The following is a 16,600-nucleotide window of genomic DNA, read 5'->3' on the forward strand; positions in this document are numbered from 1 at the left end:
CCCGAGCCCTGTCGCCTGTGCGACAGGGCTTTCTTTTATTTGTTTTTCCGTTATGAGGAGTCTGCTTATGACCCGTCTGGCTTCGCGCTTTGGCGCTGCAAACCTTATTCGTCGCGACCGCCCGTTAACCCGCGAAGAGCTGTTTCGCGTGGTGCCCAGCGTGTTCAGCGAGGACAAACACGCATCCCGCAGTGAACGCTACACGTATATACCCACCATCTCTCTGGTCGATAGCCTGCAGCGGGAGGGCTTCCAGCCGTTCTTTGCCTGCCAGACCCGCGTGCGTGACCCGGGTCGTCGTGAACATACGAAGCATATGCTGCGCCTGCGTCGGGAGGGGCAGATCACCGGTAAACAGGTGCCGGAAATCATTCTTCTCAACTCCCATGATGGCACCAGCTCGTACCAGATGTTGCCAGGATTATTTAGAGCCGTGTGTCAGAACGGCCTCGTCTGCGGCGAGTCGTTTGGTGAGGTCAGGGTGCCGCACAAGGGGGACGTGGTGAGTCAGGTGATTGAAGGCGCGTATGAAGTGCTGGGCATTTTTGACCGGGTGGAGGAGAAGCGGGATGCGATGCAGTCGTTGCGGTTGCCGCCACCTGCGCAGCAGGCACTGGCAAAAGCCGCGCTTACGTATCGCTTTGGTGAGGACCACCAGCCTGTTACTGAATCGCAGATACTTTCCCCGCGCCGCTGGCAGGATGAGAGTAACGACCTGTGGACTACCTACCAGCGTATTCAGGAAAATCTGATTAAAGGCGGGCTCAGCGGACGTAGTGCAAAAGGCGGGCGAACGCATACCCGTGCCGTGCGCGGCATTGACGGCGACGTTAAGCTCAACCGGGCGCTATGGGTGATGGCGGAAGCTATGCTCTCCAGATTTGAGGCAAACGGATGTTAGCTCCGGCAGCATACGGACACCTCCTGTCCGTTCGTTGATCGATTTCCAGGCATTTTTTCCTCAAAAAGACGATGAAGCCGCATTCTGATTGCATTCATCCTGCAGAAAAAATACCGCTTCCGCTGTCCGTATCCTGTCCGACCCTCTCGTTACACTAATCACTTAATTTTCAGTCCATTAACAGGGTGGAGAACGCCTCTCATGTCTCAGTCTGAGCGCCGCCATGAGCGCCTCGCGGTCCGGCTGTCGCTGATTATCAGCCGTCTTGTGGCGGGAGAAACGCTGATCATACAGACACTGGCCGCCGAATTTGGCGTGTCAGTGCGCACATTGCGTCGGGATTTTCGCGAGCGTCTGGCCTATCTCGATCTGGAATTCCGTAACGGGCAATGTCGTCTGCTGTCCGGCAGCCGTCAGAGGGAGCTGACGGTGCAGACCTTTGTCCGTCAGTCCGGTGTGGAGGCGCTTTTTCCGGATATAGACAACCAACTGGTCAACTCTCTGTTGAGCGCCAGCGAGTCTCCTTGCCTTATCTGGCACAGCACCAACGTCAGGACGCAAGCACGGCCTGAAGTGTTTACGCGACTTATTCGCGCCATCACAGAACACCGTCGGGTAACGCTACTGGCAGAGGGTCATCGTTGCACTGGTCTGGCTCCCTATCGACTGGTGTGCAGCGACGGCTGCTGGTACCTGACCGGTGAACATGAGGGACATATAACGGTTTTCACGCTGGGTGATATTCACACGGTCACATTCAACCCTGCGCTTTTTGTCCCGGATACACAGGTACGTAACCTGTTGTCACACCCAGATTTTCTTCGGGTTTTACCTCACTTTCAAACTTTCCATTCACTTTTCGTTGTCGGTGACGACGGTTTTTCACCCTTTAAGGAGCAAAAATGAAATTACTCACTGCCACCACGCTGGCGCTCAGCCTGTGCGTCGGAACAGTTTTACCAGTAGCCGCTGAAAATATCGTGGGTACGGTTAAGGCCTGGCAGTACATGCAGGCAGATGGCTGGAAATCAGCTGATGGTCTGGACAACCATACCCTTAGCAACGCGCTGTATGGTGCCAGAGTGATCGATAATTATCCCTGGACCCGGCAATTCCTGCTACGTCAGGGATACAATGGAGGCTATTTTCTGGCCGATAAAAATACTAAAACGGTACGCAAACTGGCGCTCAAAACAGCCAGTGGTTCTTCCTCCGATTTGACATCTGTCTACCAGGGTGAGGGAAAGGCATGTGGTTTCGTTCTGATTGATACACAGGCTGCATTGCTTGACGAGGCGCAGCAGCGAGCGAGTGGAACTGATGACCCGGCAGAGACAGTGCGACTAGCCCGGACAAAATTTAAACCAAACACCCTGATGGTCGTGCCTGATAACTGCGTCAATCCCAAACAACAGGCCGCGCTGGAGGCTAAGCGTTCTCAAAAAGATAGGGAGCTGCAGCAATGGGTGGCAAAGCAGAGTATGGCTGAACTCTGCCGCCGAACCGGTAACTGTTGAGGATCTGGTTACAGATGTTTTAACCGCGCCAGATGGCTTGCAGGTATATCTGGCGCAATCCGGTTCGCATTTATTCAGGAAGAAGACCATGCTAAAAATAGTGACCTCTGTTATCCCGGCTTTAATTCTCTCGCTCGCGGCTTTCAGCGCCGGTGCCGCGCAACTTCCGGAAAGTCTGATGGATAAAGACAATCCCGGCCAGGAATACTGGTGCCAGGGTAATGACATCAACACTACAGTCTGCTCAATGGCCGATGTCAGTGATGACCGTAAGTTTGCCCTGATTCAGGACATGCCCGGTCCAGCCTGTGAAGATTTAAGTTTCGGGCTTATTGACCTGGTATTTAACACCGGACTTAACATCCCTTTTGACGGCGGCGACTGCAAAGGGGATGTGAAGGCCGGGTTTGTGCGTGGCACAAAAGATAATGCCCTGTATGTAAAGATTGTCCGGGGCAGCAAAACTTTGCGCTTGTATAAGGTGCAAACGGGTTTCTGACTGAATCCGCACAACAACACTCTCTCAAAGCCCCTGACGCGTCTGCGTCAGGGGCTTTGTCTTTAAAGGTTATCAGAATGTCTGAACTTCAATTACTGCCAACGGGACCTTTCACCCGACAGCAGGCCGAAGCTGTTACCAGCCGGTATCAAAACATCTCTATTGAAGATGACCAGCGCAGTCACTTCCGCCTGGTGGTTCGTGACGCTGAAGGTCGAATGGTCTGGCGGGCGTGGTGTTTTGAACCTGATGCCGGTGAAGGACTTAACCGCTATATCCGGCAGTATGGCATCCTCAGAGCATCCTCCTGCTGACCACACCCATTCATCATTCCTGCATACCCCCATACGCCAGCCATCGTCGCTGGCGTTTTTTATTGACGGAGAATATCCATGACGACAGAAACTCAATGCGAATTGATATCCGCTAATGAACCTCAATTAGACCTTACTGCAACACCAGTACCTGACGAACAACGTATCCGCTTCTGGCCACTGCACTTTGGCGCTATCCCGCAGTGGATAACGCTGGAACCCCGTATTTTCGCCTGGATGGATCGCTTCTGTTCGACCTACAGCGGTGGTATCTGGTCCTTTTACACCCTCAGCAATGGCGGGGCGTTTATGGCTCCCGAGTCTGACAATGATGAGATATGGCGTCTGTTTAATTGCCTGAACGGCAACGATGCCCAAATGAGTGCAGAAGCCGCAGGTATTGCTGTCTGCCTGATTGCGTACAGCCATCACGCCTGTCGCACCCAATGCGATGCCATGACTGAACACTATTACCGCCTGCGGGACTACGCCCTGCAGCATCCAGAGGCCCACGCCATTCTGCGTATTATCGACTGACCGAAGGAGCAACAGATGAAACAGCTTTCCTTTTTACCCGGCGAGATGACGCCACAGGACCGGCGTCTCATTCAGCGGGCGCTCAGGGCTCTGGACCGCCACCTGCATGAGCCCGGCGTGGCCTTCACCTCTACCCACGCCGTACGTGAATGGCTGCGACTGCATATGGCCGCGCTTGAGCGGGAAGAGTTCCGTGTGTTGTATCTGGACAACCAGAATCAGTTGATTGCCCATGAGACGCTCTTCACAGGCACGATTAACCGTACCGAGGTGCATCCCCGGGAAGTGGTAAAACGTGCCCTATACTTCAACGCGGCGGCGGTGATACTCGCGCACAACCATCCCTCTGGTGAGACAACACCCAGCCAGGCTGACAAAACCCTCACGCAGCGACTGGTGCAGGTGCTTCAGCTGGTGGATATCCGCGTCCCTGACCACCTGATTGTCGGCGGCAGGCAAATCTATTCGTTCGCAGAACACGGTCTGCTGTGAGGTATGACATGAAAATTATCAGTAAACGCCGGGCAATGACGATATACCGCCAGCATCCTGAGTCCCGAATCTTTCGCTACTGCACCGGAAAATATCAGTGGCACGGTAGCGTCTGCCATTACACCGGCAGGGACGTTCCGGATATCACAGGAGTCCTGGCTGTGTACGCCGAACGCCGCCAGGACCGCAACGGGCCTTATGCCTGCCTGATGAGCATCACCCTAAACTGACAATAGTGGAGAACTGTAATGAGCAACATCACTTGGGGCTTGCAGCGCGATATCACGCCGCGCCTGGGAACACGTCTGGTGCAGGAGGGCAACCGGCTGCACTACCTAGCTGACCGGGCCAGTATCACCGGTAAGTTCAGTGACGCCGAATGCCAGAAGCTGGATGAAACATTCCCGCACTTTATCAGCCAGATGGAATCGATGCTGACCTCCGGTGAACTGAATCCCCTACACGTTCATTGCGTCACCCTGTACCACACCGGTTTTACCTGCGAAGCCGACACCCTCGGCAGTTGCGGCTACGTATACATCGCCATTTACCCCACTAAGCGCTAATTACTTTCACGAGAGCAAGCATGAAACCTCAATCTGCAGCAACTTCGCGGGCGGTAAAACCCTGCCTGTCACCCGTGGCTATCTGGCAAATTCTACTGACACGCCTGCTGGAACAACACTACGGCCTGACCCTGAACGACACGCCGTTCAGGGATGAATCCGTTATACAGGAACATATCGATGCAGGTATCACGCTGGCCAATGCCGTTAACTTTCTGGTGGAAAAATACGAGCTTGTTCGTATCGATCGCAGAAGGTTTAGTTGGCAGGAACAATCACCTTATCTTCGGGCAGCAGATATTCTGCGAGCACGGCAGGCAACTGGCTTGTTGCGGCAAAGCCGTAACAACGTAGTACGGTGAATATTGCGTACAACCTTCCTGATTTAAATTTCTGAGCTTTCTCCCTTGTTTACATATTGCATAATGCGCCTGCCATTACCCGGCGGGCGCGTTTGCTTTTTAAGGACAAAATGTCATGCAAACTAAAGCTGAAGTATTAACCGATCATAGCGAGCTGATTTGCTCGACCAGTATTGAACGCATAGTGACTGGCCGCGATGCCGCACTGAAACAGATAGAACAACTCATTCAGCAGCTTGATGCCATTTCACGGCTAACCTCAGAAATTGGCGGTGGCACAGCGCAAGACTGGGCGATGAAGGCCGGGCACCGTTACGATAGCTGGATGACCGAAAAGGTAGACAAAGCGCTGCCTTCCGTTACCCGCAATATTGACCGTAGTATCTGGCGAGACTTGATGTTGAAGTCTGGCATGATGGCCTTGATGGATGCTCAGGCCCGTGACCAGTGGCATAAGAACCTGGAGGAGGGGGATCTGCCCGCCATCAGCGAGGCAAATATCCTCAGTACTTTTGAGCAGCTACATCTGAACAAAATGGATGTGTTTGAGCGTGGCATTATCAATGTCTTCAAAGGGCTGTCGTGGGATTACAAAACCAATAGTCCCTGCAGCTTTGGTAAAAAGATCATCGTCAACAATCTGGTGACGCATAGCCGCTGGGGATTTAGTTTGAACTGGGGATGGCGGCGGGATCAATTAGCGGACCTGGAACGAATGTTATTTCTGCTGGATGGTAAACCGATACCCGATAACCGTGGCGATGTTACTACTCGATTGATGGAACATATTCGGGATAACCCTTCGAAGGATATTTACGAAGATGATTTTTTCAGTATACGTTACTTCCAGAAAGGAACCGCGCACATCACTTTTAAACGTATCGACCTGACAGAAAAGATGAATGATATCGTGGCGAAGCACTATCCGGGGATGCTGGCAGCGAGATGAAGAGGGCAGGGAGGCAATTCCTTACCTGACCCATTACCTGACCTGATTCGTATAAAACGAAAAAGGAGTCAGATGATTTCTCATCTAACTCCTTGTTTTATTTGGTGGCCCCTGCTGGACTTGAACCAGCGACCAAGCGATTATGAGTCGCCTGCTCTAACCACTGAGCTAAGGGGCCGTGGCGATGGATTATAAAGTAACTCCGCGTTGCAATCCAGACATAAGCGTACGGATGCTGTTTTTATAAACAATGTATTTTCAGTCCGTTATACTTGTTCCTCTGATGTATTGATGGGAGTAATTATGGTTAAGGACATACTGGCGCCGGGGCTGCGGGTGGTGTTTTGCGGCATCAATCCGGGGTTGTCTTCCGCAGGTACAGGATTCCCCTTTGCACATCCCGCTAATCGCTTCTGGAAGGTCATCCATCAGGCGGGATTTACCGATCGCCAGCTCAAACCCGAAGAGGCACAACACCTGCTGGACTTCCGTTGCGGCGTGACTAAATTTGTCGACAGACCGACGGTGCAAGCCAATGAAGTGAAGCTACAAGAGATGCGCAACGGCGGTCGTAAGCTCATTGAGAAAATAGAAGAGTATCAGCCCGCCGCACTCGCAATCCTTGGGAAGCAGGCATTTGAGCAGGGCCTCAGCCAGCGTGGGGCGCAGTGGGGAAAACAAACGCTGACTATTGGCGCGACGCAAATATGGGTTTTGCCGAATCCCAGCGGGTTAAGCCGGATTACGCTGGATAAACTGGTGGAGGCGTATCGGGAAGTGAATGACGCCCTGGCCAGGCGGGGACTATAAAGAAAAACGCCACCTTGCGGTGGCGTTTATGCTTATGCGGCGAGATTAATCGTCGAGGAAGCTACGCAGCACTTCAGAGCGGCTCGGGTGGCGCAGTTTACGCAGCGCTTTCGCTTCGATCTGACGGATACGTTCGCGGGTAACGTCGAACTGTTTACCGACTTCTTCCAGCGTGTGGTCGGTATTCATATCGATACCGAAACGCATACGCAGAACTTTCGCTTCACGGGCGGTCAGGCCAGCCAGAACGTCGTGCGTTGCGGCACGCAGGCTCTCGGTGGTAGCAGAATCCAGCGGCAGCTCGAGGGTGGTATCCTCGATGAAATCACCCAGATGCGAATCTTCATCGTCGCCGATCGGCGTTTCCATGGAGATAGGCTCTTTAGCGATCTTCAGCACTTTACGGATCTTGTCTTCCGGCATCAGCATGCGTTCAGCCAGCTCTTCTGGCGTCGGCTCGCGGCCCATCTCTTGCAGCATCTGACGGGAGATACGGTTGAGCTTGTTGATGGTCTCAATCATATGTACCGGGATACGGATGGTACGTGCCTGATCCGCGATCGAGCGGGTGATCGCCTGACGGATCCACCAGGTTGCATAGGTAGAGAACTTGTAACCACGACGGTATTCAAACTTATCAACCGCTTTCATCAGACCGATGTTACCTTCCTGAATCAAATCCAGGAACTGCAGACCACGGTTGGTGTATTTCTTGGCGATAGAGATAACCAGACGTAAGTTCGCTTCAACCATCTCTTTTTTCGCACGGCGGGCTTTCGCTTCACCGATGGACATGCGACGGTTGATGTCTTTAACCTGCTCGATGGTCAGGCCGGTTTCTTCTTCAATCTGCTGCAGTTTCTGCAGTCCGCGGTGAACATCATCTGCCACGTCGTGCAGTTTTTCAGACCACGGTTTGTTCATCGCGATTGCCGCGTTGAACCAGGTTTCGCTGGTTTCGTTGCCAGTGAACAGGGTGATGAAGTTTTTCTTCGGCATTTTGCACTGCTCAACGCAGAGCTTCATGATCAGACGTTCCTGAGTACGCACGCGGTCCATCATGACGCGCATGCTGTTTACCAGGTAGTCGAACTGCTTCGGCACCAGGCGGAACTGTTTGAACACTTCAGACAGCTTCTGAATTTCTTCCTGTGCGGCAGCATGGCTGCGGCCTTTCGCTTTGATGGTGTCGCGAGTGATTTCGTACTGAGTACGCAGTTCACCGAATTTTTCACGCGCTAATTCAGGGTCGATGCTGTTGTCGTCATCGCTGCTGTCGTCGTCATCTTCTTCATCTTCGTCTGCATCGTCATCCATCTCTTCCTGAGAGAGTTCAGAACCGACGTGTGTCGCCGTTGGCGCCATGTCTTCTTCCGCGTTCGGATCGACAAAGCCGGTGATCAGATCGGAAAGACGCGCTTCTTCAGCTTCTACACGATCGTATTGCTCAAGCAGGTAGGTGATGGCTTCCGGGTATTCGGCAACGGAGCATTGAACCTGGTTAATCCCGTCTTCGATGCGTTTAGCGATGTCGATTTCGCCTTCACGGGTTAACAGTTCAACGGTACCCATTTCACGCATGTACATGCGGACCGGGTCAGTTGTACGACCGATTTCAGACTCAACGCTGGACAGAACCTGGGCAGCCGCTTCTTCCGCGTCTTCATCGGTGCTGTTGGAGGTTTCAGCAAGCAGCAGATCATCGGCATCAGGTGCTTCTTCCATCACCTGAATACCCATGTCATTGATCATTTGGATGATGTCTTCGATTTGATCTGAATCGACGATATCTTCCGGCAGATGGTCATTGACCTCGGCATAGGTCAGATAGCCTTGCTCCTTACCACGTTGGACAAGTAGCTTCAGCTGTGACTGCGGGTTTTGCTCCATAAGACGGTATCCACACTTAATTCGTTTGATTGGTGTTGGGCGGTAAAACCGCCAACGGCAAAACGAGGGCATACTTATATTTTGCCGCTGCCTCTCCGTGCGGCTGTCGGGGGCTTCCCGAGCGATATTCGGCAGTTAAGCCGTTAAATACTTTTGTCTTTCTGTTATTTCTTGGCCAGTTCCTGGTTCAGCGTCCAGAGTTCCCGGCGTTCTTCGCTGCTTAAACCGTGTGTGCGCTCACGAGCTATCAACTCTTCCTGGCGCAGCTCAAGCATCGAATCAAACATATGGTTGAGTGAGTCGGTGAAGGTTTTTTCTGCGATATCTTTATCTGCTATATCGTCCCACATCGACAGTTTTTCAAGGGTCGCAGCATCATTTGTGCCACGATAGTGTTCTAAAAGTTGTCCGGTGGTCAGACCTGGCTGAGCCAGACAAGTGTTGACCAGTTCTCTGAATAAGCCAAGTCCAGGCAGCTTATTGCTATCCAGTGCGCCTAACGGCGGAACCAGCGGGGCGAGACCCGGGTTCTGTACCAGCAACCCTATAAGTATACGCATGGTCGTACGTTTTAGCTGTGGAACAGGGCGGGAAGCCCCATTTTCTGCCAGTTTTGGCATTAAACGTTCAAGCTGACTGTCATCCAGAATGCCGAGCTTGTTTCCCAACTCCTGTCGCAGATAAATGCGTAACGTTTCGCCTGGTACCTGAGTAATCAGCGGTAATGCCAGCGTGCTGAGCTGTGCGCGTCCGTCTGGAGTACTCAAATCCACCTGTGGCATCAGGCTGTTAAATAAAAACGCGGAGAGTGGCAGCGCCTGCTCCATCCGGGCTTCAAAGGCCTCTTTCCCTTCTTTACGCACCAGCGTATCGGGGTCTTCGCCGTCAGGTAAAAACATAAAGCGTAGCTGGCGTCCGTCTGTCATATAGGGCAGTGCGGTTTCCAGCGCGCGCCATGCTGCGTCGCGTCCGGCACGGTCACCGTCGTAACAGCAAATTACGTTGTTCGTCGCGCGGAACAACAACTGGATGTGATCGGCGGTGGTTGACGTCCCAAGGGATGCCACAGCGTAGTTAATGCCGTATTGCGCCAGCGCCACCACATCCATATAGCCTTCTACCACTAACAGGCGCTGCGGATCGGCGTTATCCTGCTGGGCTTCATAAAGGCCATACAGCTGGCGACCTTTATGGAAAATATCGGTTTCCGGGGAGTTGAGATACTTCGGCAGGGCATCGCCCAGCACGCGTCCACCAAAACCAATGACTCGCCCACGTTTGTCGCGGATGGGGAACATCACCCGTTCGCGGAAGCGATCGTAACTGCGTCCCTGATCGTTGGTGACCAACATTCCCGCATCGACCAGCGATTTACGATTCTCAGCATTGCCGCCAAACCGTTTCAGGACGTTGTCCCAGCCGGGGGGCGCAAAACCAATAGCAAAACGGGTGATCACGTCGCTACTTAATCCTCGCTTTTCCAGGTACTGGCGCGCGGGGGTAGCGGCGGGTTGCATCAAAGACTGTTGATAAAAAGTGTTCAGGCCGTCCATCAATTGATAAAGGCTTTGCCGTTGATGGCGCTCTATCTGACTAGGGCCACTGCCTGCTTCATAGGGCACTTCAAGGTTGTGCATTGCGGCCAGTTCTTCGACGGTTTCCACAAACTCGAGCTTGTCGTAGTTCATGAGAAAGTCGACGGCGTTGCCATGTGCGCCACACCCAAAGCAGTGATAAAACTGTTTCTCACCGTTTACGGTGAAAGAGGGGGTTTTTTCGTTATGGAACGGACAGCACGCGTGATAATTTTTGCCCTGCTTCTTCAGCTTTACCCGCGCGTCGATGAGATCGACAATGTCGGTTCTTGCCAGCAGGTCATTTATAAATACGCGTGGAATTCGTCCAGCCATATGCCCCGTTTATTTTTTTATGACTTATATACACAAAATCATTCAAGATGCATCAAGACGGCAAGGGAGCGAATCCTCAGGAGCGTACATCAGTACGTGACTGGAGGGAACGACTGCAGCCAACGCAGAGGCAGCTTGAATGATGACGCGTATAAACGAAAACAAGCCGCGCATTCCTTCCGGAAGCACGGCCTTACAACTACAACTCTGTCTGAATTGAGAGCCTTGGCTCTCAATGGATTAGTACAGACGAGTACGGCGTGCGTTTTCGCGAGCCAGTTTCTTCGCGTGACGTTTCACAGCAGAAGCTTTAGCGCGCTTACGTTCAGTAGTCGGTTTTTCATAGAACTCACGACGACGAACTTCCGCCAGAACACCTGCTTTTTCGCATGAACGCTTGAAGCGACGCAGTGCTACGTCGAACGGCTCGTTTTCACGTACTTTAATTACCGGCATGTAACTCTCACCTTTATAAATTCGGTTTGCCGCTGGCATCAACGCCAGCTTATTTCAAAATGGTGCGGAATTTTACTGCAATTGCTGCTGCTTTGTAAAGCACCGACGCGATTTTGAAAGGGACTTTTATAAGGATAAGGAGTATACACGAGCGGAACTCCTGGGGCGAACAAAGTTTTACATCAACCCGCATTGGTCCTACACTGCGCGGTAATAGAGCGAGGTAAAACAAGTCATGCGTGTACTGGGTATTGAAACATCCTGCGATGAAACCGGCATCGCCATTTACGACGATGAAAAAGGTCTTTTAGCCAACCAATTGTATAGTCAGGTGAAATTACACGCTGACTACGGCGGCGTAGTGCCAGAACTGGCCTCGCGCGATCACGTACGTAAAACCGTACCGCTGATCCAGGCCGCGCTGAAAGAAGCGGGACTGACGGCAAAAGAGATTGATGCGGTGGCGTATACCGCAGGTCCTGGTCTGGTTGGCGCGCTGCTGGTCGGCGCAACCGTAGGACGTTCGCTGGCGTTCGCCTGGGGCGTACCGGCAATTCCTGTGCACCATATGGAAGGGCATCTGCTGGCGCCGATGCTGGAAGATAATCCCCCTGCTTTCCCATTCGTTGCGCTGCTGGTTTCCGGCGGTCACACGCAGCTGATTAGCGTCACCGGTATTGGGCAGTATGAATTACTGGGTGAATCGATAGATGATGCCGCTGGTGAAGCGTTCGATAAAACGGCCAAGCTGCTGGGGCTGGATTATCCTGGCGGCCCAATGCTGTCAAAGCTTGCATCGCAAGGCGTTGAAAAACGCTTTGTCTTCCCGCGCCCGATGACTGACCGTCCGGGTCTGGATTTCAGCTTCTCCGGCCTGAAAACCTTCGCCGCGAATACCATTCGTAATAATGAAAATGACGATCAGACGCGTGCAGATATCGCTCGTGCGTTTGAAGATGCTGTGGTTGATACGCTGATGATCAAGTGTAAACGCGCGCTGGATCAAACCGGTTTTAAACGTCTGGTGATGGCGGGGGGCGTGAGCGCTAACCGTACGCTGCGTGCAAAACTGGCCGAGATGATGCAAAAGCGTCGTGGCGAAGTGTTTTACGCGCGTCCGGAATTTTGCACCGATAACGGGGCGATGATCGCCTACGCGGGCATGGTGCGTTTTAAAGCGGGTGCAACGGCGGATCTTGGCGTGACCGTGCGTCCTCGCTGGCCGCTGGCGGAATTACCGGCGGCATAAGTACATAATATTGTAGGCCCGGTAAGCGTAGCGCCACCGGGCAATACTCTACTCCCGCAGCATCCCTTTCTCTTCCAGAAACGCGATAATTTTTTCCAGACCCTCTCCGGATTTTAAATTACTAAACGTCCACGGACGCTCGCCGCGCATGCGTAGGGTATCGCGCTCCATCACCTCCAGCGAGGCGCCCACGTAAGGGGCCAGATCGGTTTTATTGATCACCAGAAAATCAGATTTGGTGATCCCCGGGCCACCTTTACGCGGGATCTTCTCACCTTCGGCAACGTCGATCACATAGATCGTCAGATCCGCTAATTCCGGGCTGAAGGTGGCGCTCAGGTTATCGCCGCCGCTTTCCACAAAAATCAGATCCAGATTGCCGAATTTCTCGCTCAGCGCCTCAACGGCGGCCAGATTCATCGACGCATCTTCACGGATAGCGGTGTGCGGGCAACCGCCGGTTTCCACGCCGACGATCCTGTCTGGCTCCAGTGCGCCTGCTTCGGTGAGAATGCGCTGATCTTCTTTGGTATAGATATCGTTGGTTACCACCGCCAGTTGATAGCTGCTGCGCATGGATTTGCATAACGCTTCCAGCAGCGCCGTTTTGCCGGAGCCAACCGGGCCACCAACGCCCACGCGCAGGGGATGCTTGTTGTTACTCATTTTTTCTCCTCAGGAGCGGAATAATCGGGAATATTGGGTTTCATGCCGGGCAGATGCGATGGCCGCCAACGGCGTTGCGGAGCCGAGGCTGGCGTCAGGACACGCCAGCGCCTGTGCCAGACCTTGCGCATACCGATTGCAGAGCGCAATGATCAAACGCTGGGCCGCCTGCTGCCCAAATGGAACCAGTTTGACGCCAGCCATCACTGCGCTTTCAATCCAGCTGTAGCCGAGGCTTAATGCCAGCTCCGTCAGGGGGATTTTCCAGCGCACGCCCAGCCAGGCCATACCGCAGAGTTGGCTGTCGACAAAGAGCGCGCGCCACTCCCGCGAGCAATCTGCTTCCCAGTCGGTGACCAGCCGCGTAAACGCCGCGCCCCGACTGCGTTCTTCATCCCGTAGTTCGCGGGTTTCCCGACAGGCCAACAGGTAAGCGCTCCAGCGGCGTGCTGCAGCGAGATCGTCCTGCTCGCAGGCGCGATACAGTCTCGCCAGTAGCGGTAGGTCGACGGTAAAGAAGTTCTGCTCCATCTGCTGGATTTGCCAGTCAGAGAAGTCATCGGCGCTTTTCACCCAGCCGATTTCAACCGCCCACTCCAGACCCTGGGACCAGGTAAACGACCCCACCGGGAGAGCGCTGCTGGCGAGCTGCATCAGACGCAGCTGTTGGATGTTATGCATCAGTGCGCATGGGCGTGATGATGCCCGTGTGATTTACTGGCATAAGCGCCTGCTTCCGGTTCAAACGGTAGTTGAGCGAACGTCACCTCCAGGCTGAACTGGCGCAACATGGCGTCCAGCACATGATCGTGATGGTAGCGCAACTCATCCGGCAGAATTTGCAGCGGAACGTGGCGATTGCCGAGGTGATAACAGGCTTTGGCGAGCTGGAAAGGATCGGCGCAGCGCACCACGGAAACCGACTCCGGCGCGGCGATCACTTCGATCACCTCGCTGCCATCTTCGGTGGTCAGCAGATCACCACTGCGTAACAGCAAACCGCGCGGAAGCATTAGCCCGGCTTCGCGACCGTCGTTCAGCGTCACTCTGGCACGGCTTTTTTACTCGAATATCAATGGGTAGCGTGACGCTTGCGGTGACGCGGTGGGCGTGGTCAAGGCGTTGGGTCAGATAAATCATCGTCACTCCTCAAAACAGGAAATAGCGTTGCGCCATCGGCAAAACGTCTGCCGGTTCGCTGGTGATAAGTTCGCCATCAATGCGCACCTCATAAGTCTGAGCATCGACGGTGATATTGGGTTGCAGGCCGTTGTGGATCATGTCGGCCTTTTTCACCGTCCGACAGCCTTTGACGACGGCGATGGCGCTTTGCAAATTGAGCTGCTGCGGGATGTTTTGCGCGTTAGCGGCCTGCGAAATAAAGGTCAGCCGAGTACGATGCCGCGCCGCGCCAAGTGCGCCGAACATCATGCGGTAATGCACCGGCTGCGGGGTGGGGATCGAGGCGTTGATATCGCCCATCGGCGCACACGCGATCATCCCGCCCTTTACGATCGTCGCTGGTTTTACGCCAAAAAAGGCTGGGGACCACAGCACCAGATCGGCCAGTTTGCCAGGCTCAACGGAGCCAACTTCGTGGGCGATGCCGTGGGTTAGCGCCGGGTTGATGGTGTATTTGGCGACGTAGCGTTTAACGCGCTGGTTGTCGTTGTCGCCTGTTTCTTCTGCCAGCGGACCACGCTGAACCTTCATGCGGTGCGCCACCTGCCAGGTGCGCAGGATCACTTCGCCCACGCGCCCCATCGCCTGTGAATCGGACGAGGTCAGGGAAAACGCGCCAATGTCATGCAGCACATCTTCGGCAGCGATCGTTTCCCGGCGAATGCGTGATTCGGCAAAGGCCACGTCTTCGGCGATATCCGGATCGAGGTGGTGGCAAACCATCAGCATGTCGAGATGCTCGTCGATGGTGTTGACGGTATAGGGCAGCGTCGGGTTAGTGGAGGAGGGCAGAATATTTGGATGCGCGCAGGCGGTGATGATATCTGGCGCATGGCCGCCGCCCGCGCCTTCGGTGTGGAAGGTATGAATGGTGCGATCGCCAATCGCCGCCAGCGTATCTTCAACGAAACCGGACTCATTGAGCGTATCGCTGTGCAGCGCCACCTGGATATCCATCTCCTCTGCTACTTCCAGGGAACAGTTGATGGCGGCTGGCGTAGCGCCCCAATCTTCATGGATTTTCAGGCCAATGGCGCCCGCGGTGATTTGCTCGCGCAGGGCGTCAGGGTTTGAGCCGTTGCCTTTGCCGAGCAAACCGATGTTAACTGGCAAGGCGTCTGCCGCCTGCAGCATGCGCGCGATGTACCACGGGCCCGGCGTGCAGGTGGTGGCGTTAGTTCCTGCTGCCGGGCCGGTACCGCCGCCGATCATCGTCGTTACACCGGAGACCAGCGCCTCCTGTGCCTGCTGTGGGCAGATCCAGTGAATATGCGTATCCACGCCGCCCGCGGTGACGATCTTGCCTTCCCCGGCGATGACTTCAGTTCCCACGCCGATCGGGATCGTGACGTCGGGCTGAATATCAGGATTACCCGCTTTGCCGATGGCGAAGATCCTGGCGTCCTTGATGCCGATATCCGCTTTCACGATCCCCCAGTGATCGACGATCAGGGCGTTGGTTATCACCAGAACCACACACGCTTGCGCGCGCATTTGTCCCTGACCCATGCCGTCGCGGATCACTTTCCCGCCGCCGAATTTGACCTCTTCGCCGTAGGTGGTGAAGTCTTTTTCCACCTCAATCCACAGGTCGGTATCCGCCAGACGTACCTTATCGCCGGTGGTTGGGCCAAACATGTCGGCGTACGCCTGCCGTGAAATTTCACTCATCATTTGCCTCCAGCGCGCCCATCACTTCGCTGCGAAAACCCACGATCCTTTGTGCGCCAGCGACGCGTACCAGTTCGACTTCGCGTTTTTGTCCCGGCTCAAAACGTACCGCCGTGCCCGCAGGAATGTTTAGACGAAAGCCGCGTGCAGCCCGCCTGTCAAAGCGCAGCGCCGGGTTCACCTCGGAAAAGTGATAGTGCGATCCCACCTGGATGGGTCTGTCGCCATGGTTTTCCACCACGATCGTACAGGTTTCCCGCCCCTGATTGAGCGCGATATTGCCTTTGGCTATCTGATATTCACCAGGGATCATTGCCGCTCCTTAAACGATCGGGTTGTGGACGGTGACCAGCTTTGATCCGTCCGGAAACGTCGCTTCAACCTGAATATCTGGGATCATCTCCGGAACGCCTTCCATCACCTGATCGCGGCGCAGGACGTGACGCCCGTCTTCCATCAGCGAGGCCACGGTTTGACCATCGCGTGCCCCTTCCATGATGAAAGCGCTAATTAGCGCCACCGATTCCGGATAGTTCAGCTTCAGCCCGCGGGCCAGGCGACGTTCTGCCACCAGCGCGGCGGTAAACAGCAACAGCTTGTCTTTTTCTCTGGGGGTCAGTTCCATACGG

21 protein-coding genes, 1 tRNA gene and 1 pseudogene are annotated in these 16,600 nt (G+C 54.3%); 13 read left to right on the forward strand and 10 right to left on the reverse strand.

Translation table 11 applies throughout. The features are described from left to right. The first annotated feature begins 67 nt into the window (after positions 1-67). The 11 genes from HV350_RS03565 to HV350_RS03615 all read left to right on the forward strand — a co-directional run bounded on the left by HV350_RS03565 (position 68) and on the right by HV350_RS03615 (position 6,137). Positions 68-901 (forward strand): DUF932 domain-containing protein, encoded by an 834-nt coding sequence (locus tag HV350_RS03565; RefSeq protein WP_048215513.1) that lies wholly within the window; start codon positions 68-70, stop codon positions 899-901. 201 nt (positions 902-1,102) lie between these two features. After that, on the forward strand, positions 1,103-1,807 hold the full coding sequence (locus tag HV350_RS03570) for a WYL domain-containing protein (protein WP_046495813.1): 705 nt from the start codon (positions 1,103-1,105) through the stop codon (positions 1,805-1,807). Further along, positions 1,804-2,418 carry a hypothetical protein gene (locus tag HV350_RS03575; RefSeq protein WP_046495819.1) on the forward strand — a complete coding sequence of 205 codons (615 nt, stop codon included), beginning with the start codon at positions 1,804-1,806 and terminating at the stop codon, positions 2,416-2,418. The genes HV350_RS03570 and HV350_RS03575 overlap by 4 nt, the downstream gene beginning before the upstream one ends. Positions 2,419-2,506: 88 nt before the next feature. Further along, entirely contained in the window at positions 2,507-2,917 is a 411-nt protein-coding gene (locus HV350_RS03580; protein ID WP_046495825.1) for a hypothetical protein, read from the forward strand. A 77-nt stretch (positions 2,918-2,994) separates the two neighbouring features. Next, the gene (locus tag HV350_RS03585; protein WP_046495830.1) at positions 2,995-3,231 is read left to right on the forward strand and encodes a DUF905 domain-containing protein; all 237 of its coding nucleotides are present in this window, start codon (positions 2,995-2,997) and stop codon (positions 3,229-3,231) included. A 78-nt stretch (positions 3,232-3,309) separates the two neighbouring features. After that, complete coding sequence (locus HV350_RS03590; RefSeq protein WP_046495834.1) at positions 3,310-3,768, forward strand: antirestriction protein; 459 nt, start codon at positions 3,310-3,312, stop codon at positions 3,766-3,768. A gap of 15 nt (positions 3,769-3,783) precedes the next feature. Next, positions 3,784-4,260, forward strand: coding sequence for a RadC family protein (locus HV350_RS03595; RefSeq protein WP_046495838.1), 477 nt, complete (start codon positions 3,784-3,786; stop codon positions 4,258-4,260). Positions 4,261-4,268: 8 nt separating this feature from the next. Continuing rightward, the gene (locus HV350_RS03600) at positions 4,269-4,490 is read left to right on the forward strand and encodes a DUF987 domain-containing protein (RefSeq protein ID WP_000691995.1); all 222 of its coding nucleotides are present in this window, start codon (positions 4,269-4,271) and stop codon (positions 4,488-4,490) included. Positions 4,491-4,508: 18 nt separating this feature from the next. Further along, complete coding sequence (locus HV350_RS03605; protein ID WP_046495841.1) at positions 4,509-4,826, forward strand: type IV toxin-antitoxin system YeeU family antitoxin; 318 nt, start codon at positions 4,509-4,511, stop codon at positions 4,824-4,826. Between the two features lie 20 nt (positions 4,827-4,846). After that, positions 4,847-5,188: a TA system toxin CbtA family protein gene (locus tag HV350_RS03610; protein ID WP_048215514.1), complete on the forward strand. Its 342-nt coding sequence runs from the start codon at positions 4,847-4,849 to the stop codon at positions 5,186-5,188. Between the two features lie 115 nt (positions 5,189-5,303). After that, on the forward strand, positions 5,304-6,137 hold the full coding sequence (locus tag HV350_RS03615) for a DUF4942 domain-containing protein (protein WP_046495848.1): 834 nt from the start codon (positions 5,304-5,306) through the stop codon (positions 6,135-6,137). Between the two features lie 102 nt (positions 6,138-6,239). Here the strand turns inward: HV350_RS03615 and HV350_RS03620 are convergent. Further along, a tRNA-Ile gene (locus tag HV350_RS03620) sits at positions 6,240-6,315 on the reverse strand. Between the two features lie 125 nt (positions 6,316-6,440). On the opposite strand from HV350_RS03620, the gene mug reads away from it, so the two are divergent. Continuing rightward, positions 6,441-6,947 carry a G/U mismatch-specific DNA glycosylase gene (gene mug, locus HV350_RS03625; RefSeq protein ID WP_103767095.1) on the forward strand — a complete coding sequence of 169 codons (507 nt, stop codon included), beginning with the start codon at positions 6,441-6,443 and terminating at the stop codon, positions 6,945-6,947. Positions 6,948-6,992: 45 nt separating this feature from the next. Here the strand turns inward: mug and rpoD are convergent, their stop codons facing one another. From rpoD to rpsU, 3 genes are all read right to left on the reverse strand, one after another. Continuing rightward, positions 6,993-8,837, reverse strand: coding sequence for an RNA polymerase sigma factor RpoD (gene rpoD, locus HV350_RS03630; RefSeq protein WP_016154549.1), 1,845 nt, complete (start codon positions 8,835-8,837; stop codon positions 6,993-6,995). Positions 8,838-9,001: 164 nt separating this feature from the next. After that, positions 9,002-10,747, reverse strand: a complete 1,746-nt coding sequence (gene dnaG / locus HV350_RS03635) for a DNA primase (RefSeq protein ID WP_019077713.1) — start codon at positions 10,745-10,747, stop codon at positions 9,002-9,004. Between the two features lie 240 nt (positions 10,748-10,987). Next, positions 10,988-11,203 (reverse strand): 30S ribosomal protein S21, encoded by a 216-nt coding sequence (gene rpsU / locus HV350_RS03640; RefSeq protein ID WP_001144069.1) that lies wholly within the window; start codon positions 11,201-11,203, stop codon positions 10,988-10,990. A gap of 235 nt (positions 11,204-11,438) precedes the next feature. Here rpsU and tsaD point away from each other — a divergent pair, with 235 nt between their 5' ends. Next, positions 11,439-12,452 (forward strand): tRNA (adenosine(37)-N6)-threonylcarbamoyltransferase complex transferase subunit TsaD, encoded by a 1,014-nt coding sequence (gene tsaD, locus HV350_RS03645; RefSeq protein ID WP_003024694.1) that lies wholly within the window; start codon positions 11,439-11,441, stop codon positions 12,450-12,452. 48 nt (positions 12,453-12,500) lie between these two features. Here the strand turns inward: tsaD and ureG are convergent, their stop codons facing one another. The 6 genes and pseudogenes from ureG to HV350_RS03675 form a co-directional block, all read right to left on the reverse strand. Next, complete coding sequence (gene ureG / locus HV350_RS03650; RefSeq protein WP_016154547.1) at positions 12,501-13,118, reverse strand: urease accessory protein UreG; 618 nt, start codon at positions 13,116-13,118, stop codon at positions 12,501-12,503. 9 nt (positions 13,119-13,127) lie between these two features. Then, positions 13,128-13,799, reverse strand: a complete 672-nt coding sequence (locus HV350_RS03655) for an urease accessory protein UreF (protein WP_016154546.1) — start codon at positions 13,797-13,799, stop codon at positions 13,128-13,130. Next, positions 13,799-14,258 (reverse strand): annotated as a pseudogene (ureE, locus tag HV350_RS03660) (urease accessory protein UreE). The gene HV350_RS03655 and the pseudogene ureE overlap by 1 nt, the downstream one beginning before the upstream one ends. A 9-nt stretch (positions 14,259-14,267) precedes the next feature. Further along, positions 14,268-15,971, reverse strand: a complete 1,704-nt coding sequence (gene ureC, locus HV350_RS03665) for an urease subunit alpha (RefSeq protein WP_181630628.1) — start codon at positions 15,969-15,971, stop codon at positions 14,268-14,270. Further along, positions 15,964-16,284, reverse strand: a complete 321-nt coding sequence (locus HV350_RS03670) for an urease subunit beta (RefSeq protein ID WP_016154543.1) — start codon at positions 16,282-16,284, stop codon at positions 15,964-15,966. The genes ureC and HV350_RS03670 overlap by 8 nt, the downstream gene beginning before the upstream one ends. Before the next feature lie 9 nt (positions 16,285-16,293). Next, positions 16,294-16,596, reverse strand: coding sequence for an urease subunit gamma (locus tag HV350_RS03675; RefSeq protein ID WP_016154542.1), 303 nt, complete (start codon positions 16,594-16,596; stop codon positions 16,294-16,296). Positions 16,597-16,600: the final 4 nt, after the last annotated feature.

Source organism: Citrobacter sp. RHBSTW-01013 (genome assembly GCF_013781985.1).
Lineage (GTDB): Bacteria > Pseudomonadota > Gammaproteobacteria > Enterobacterales > Enterobacteriaceae > Citrobacter > Citrobacter braakii.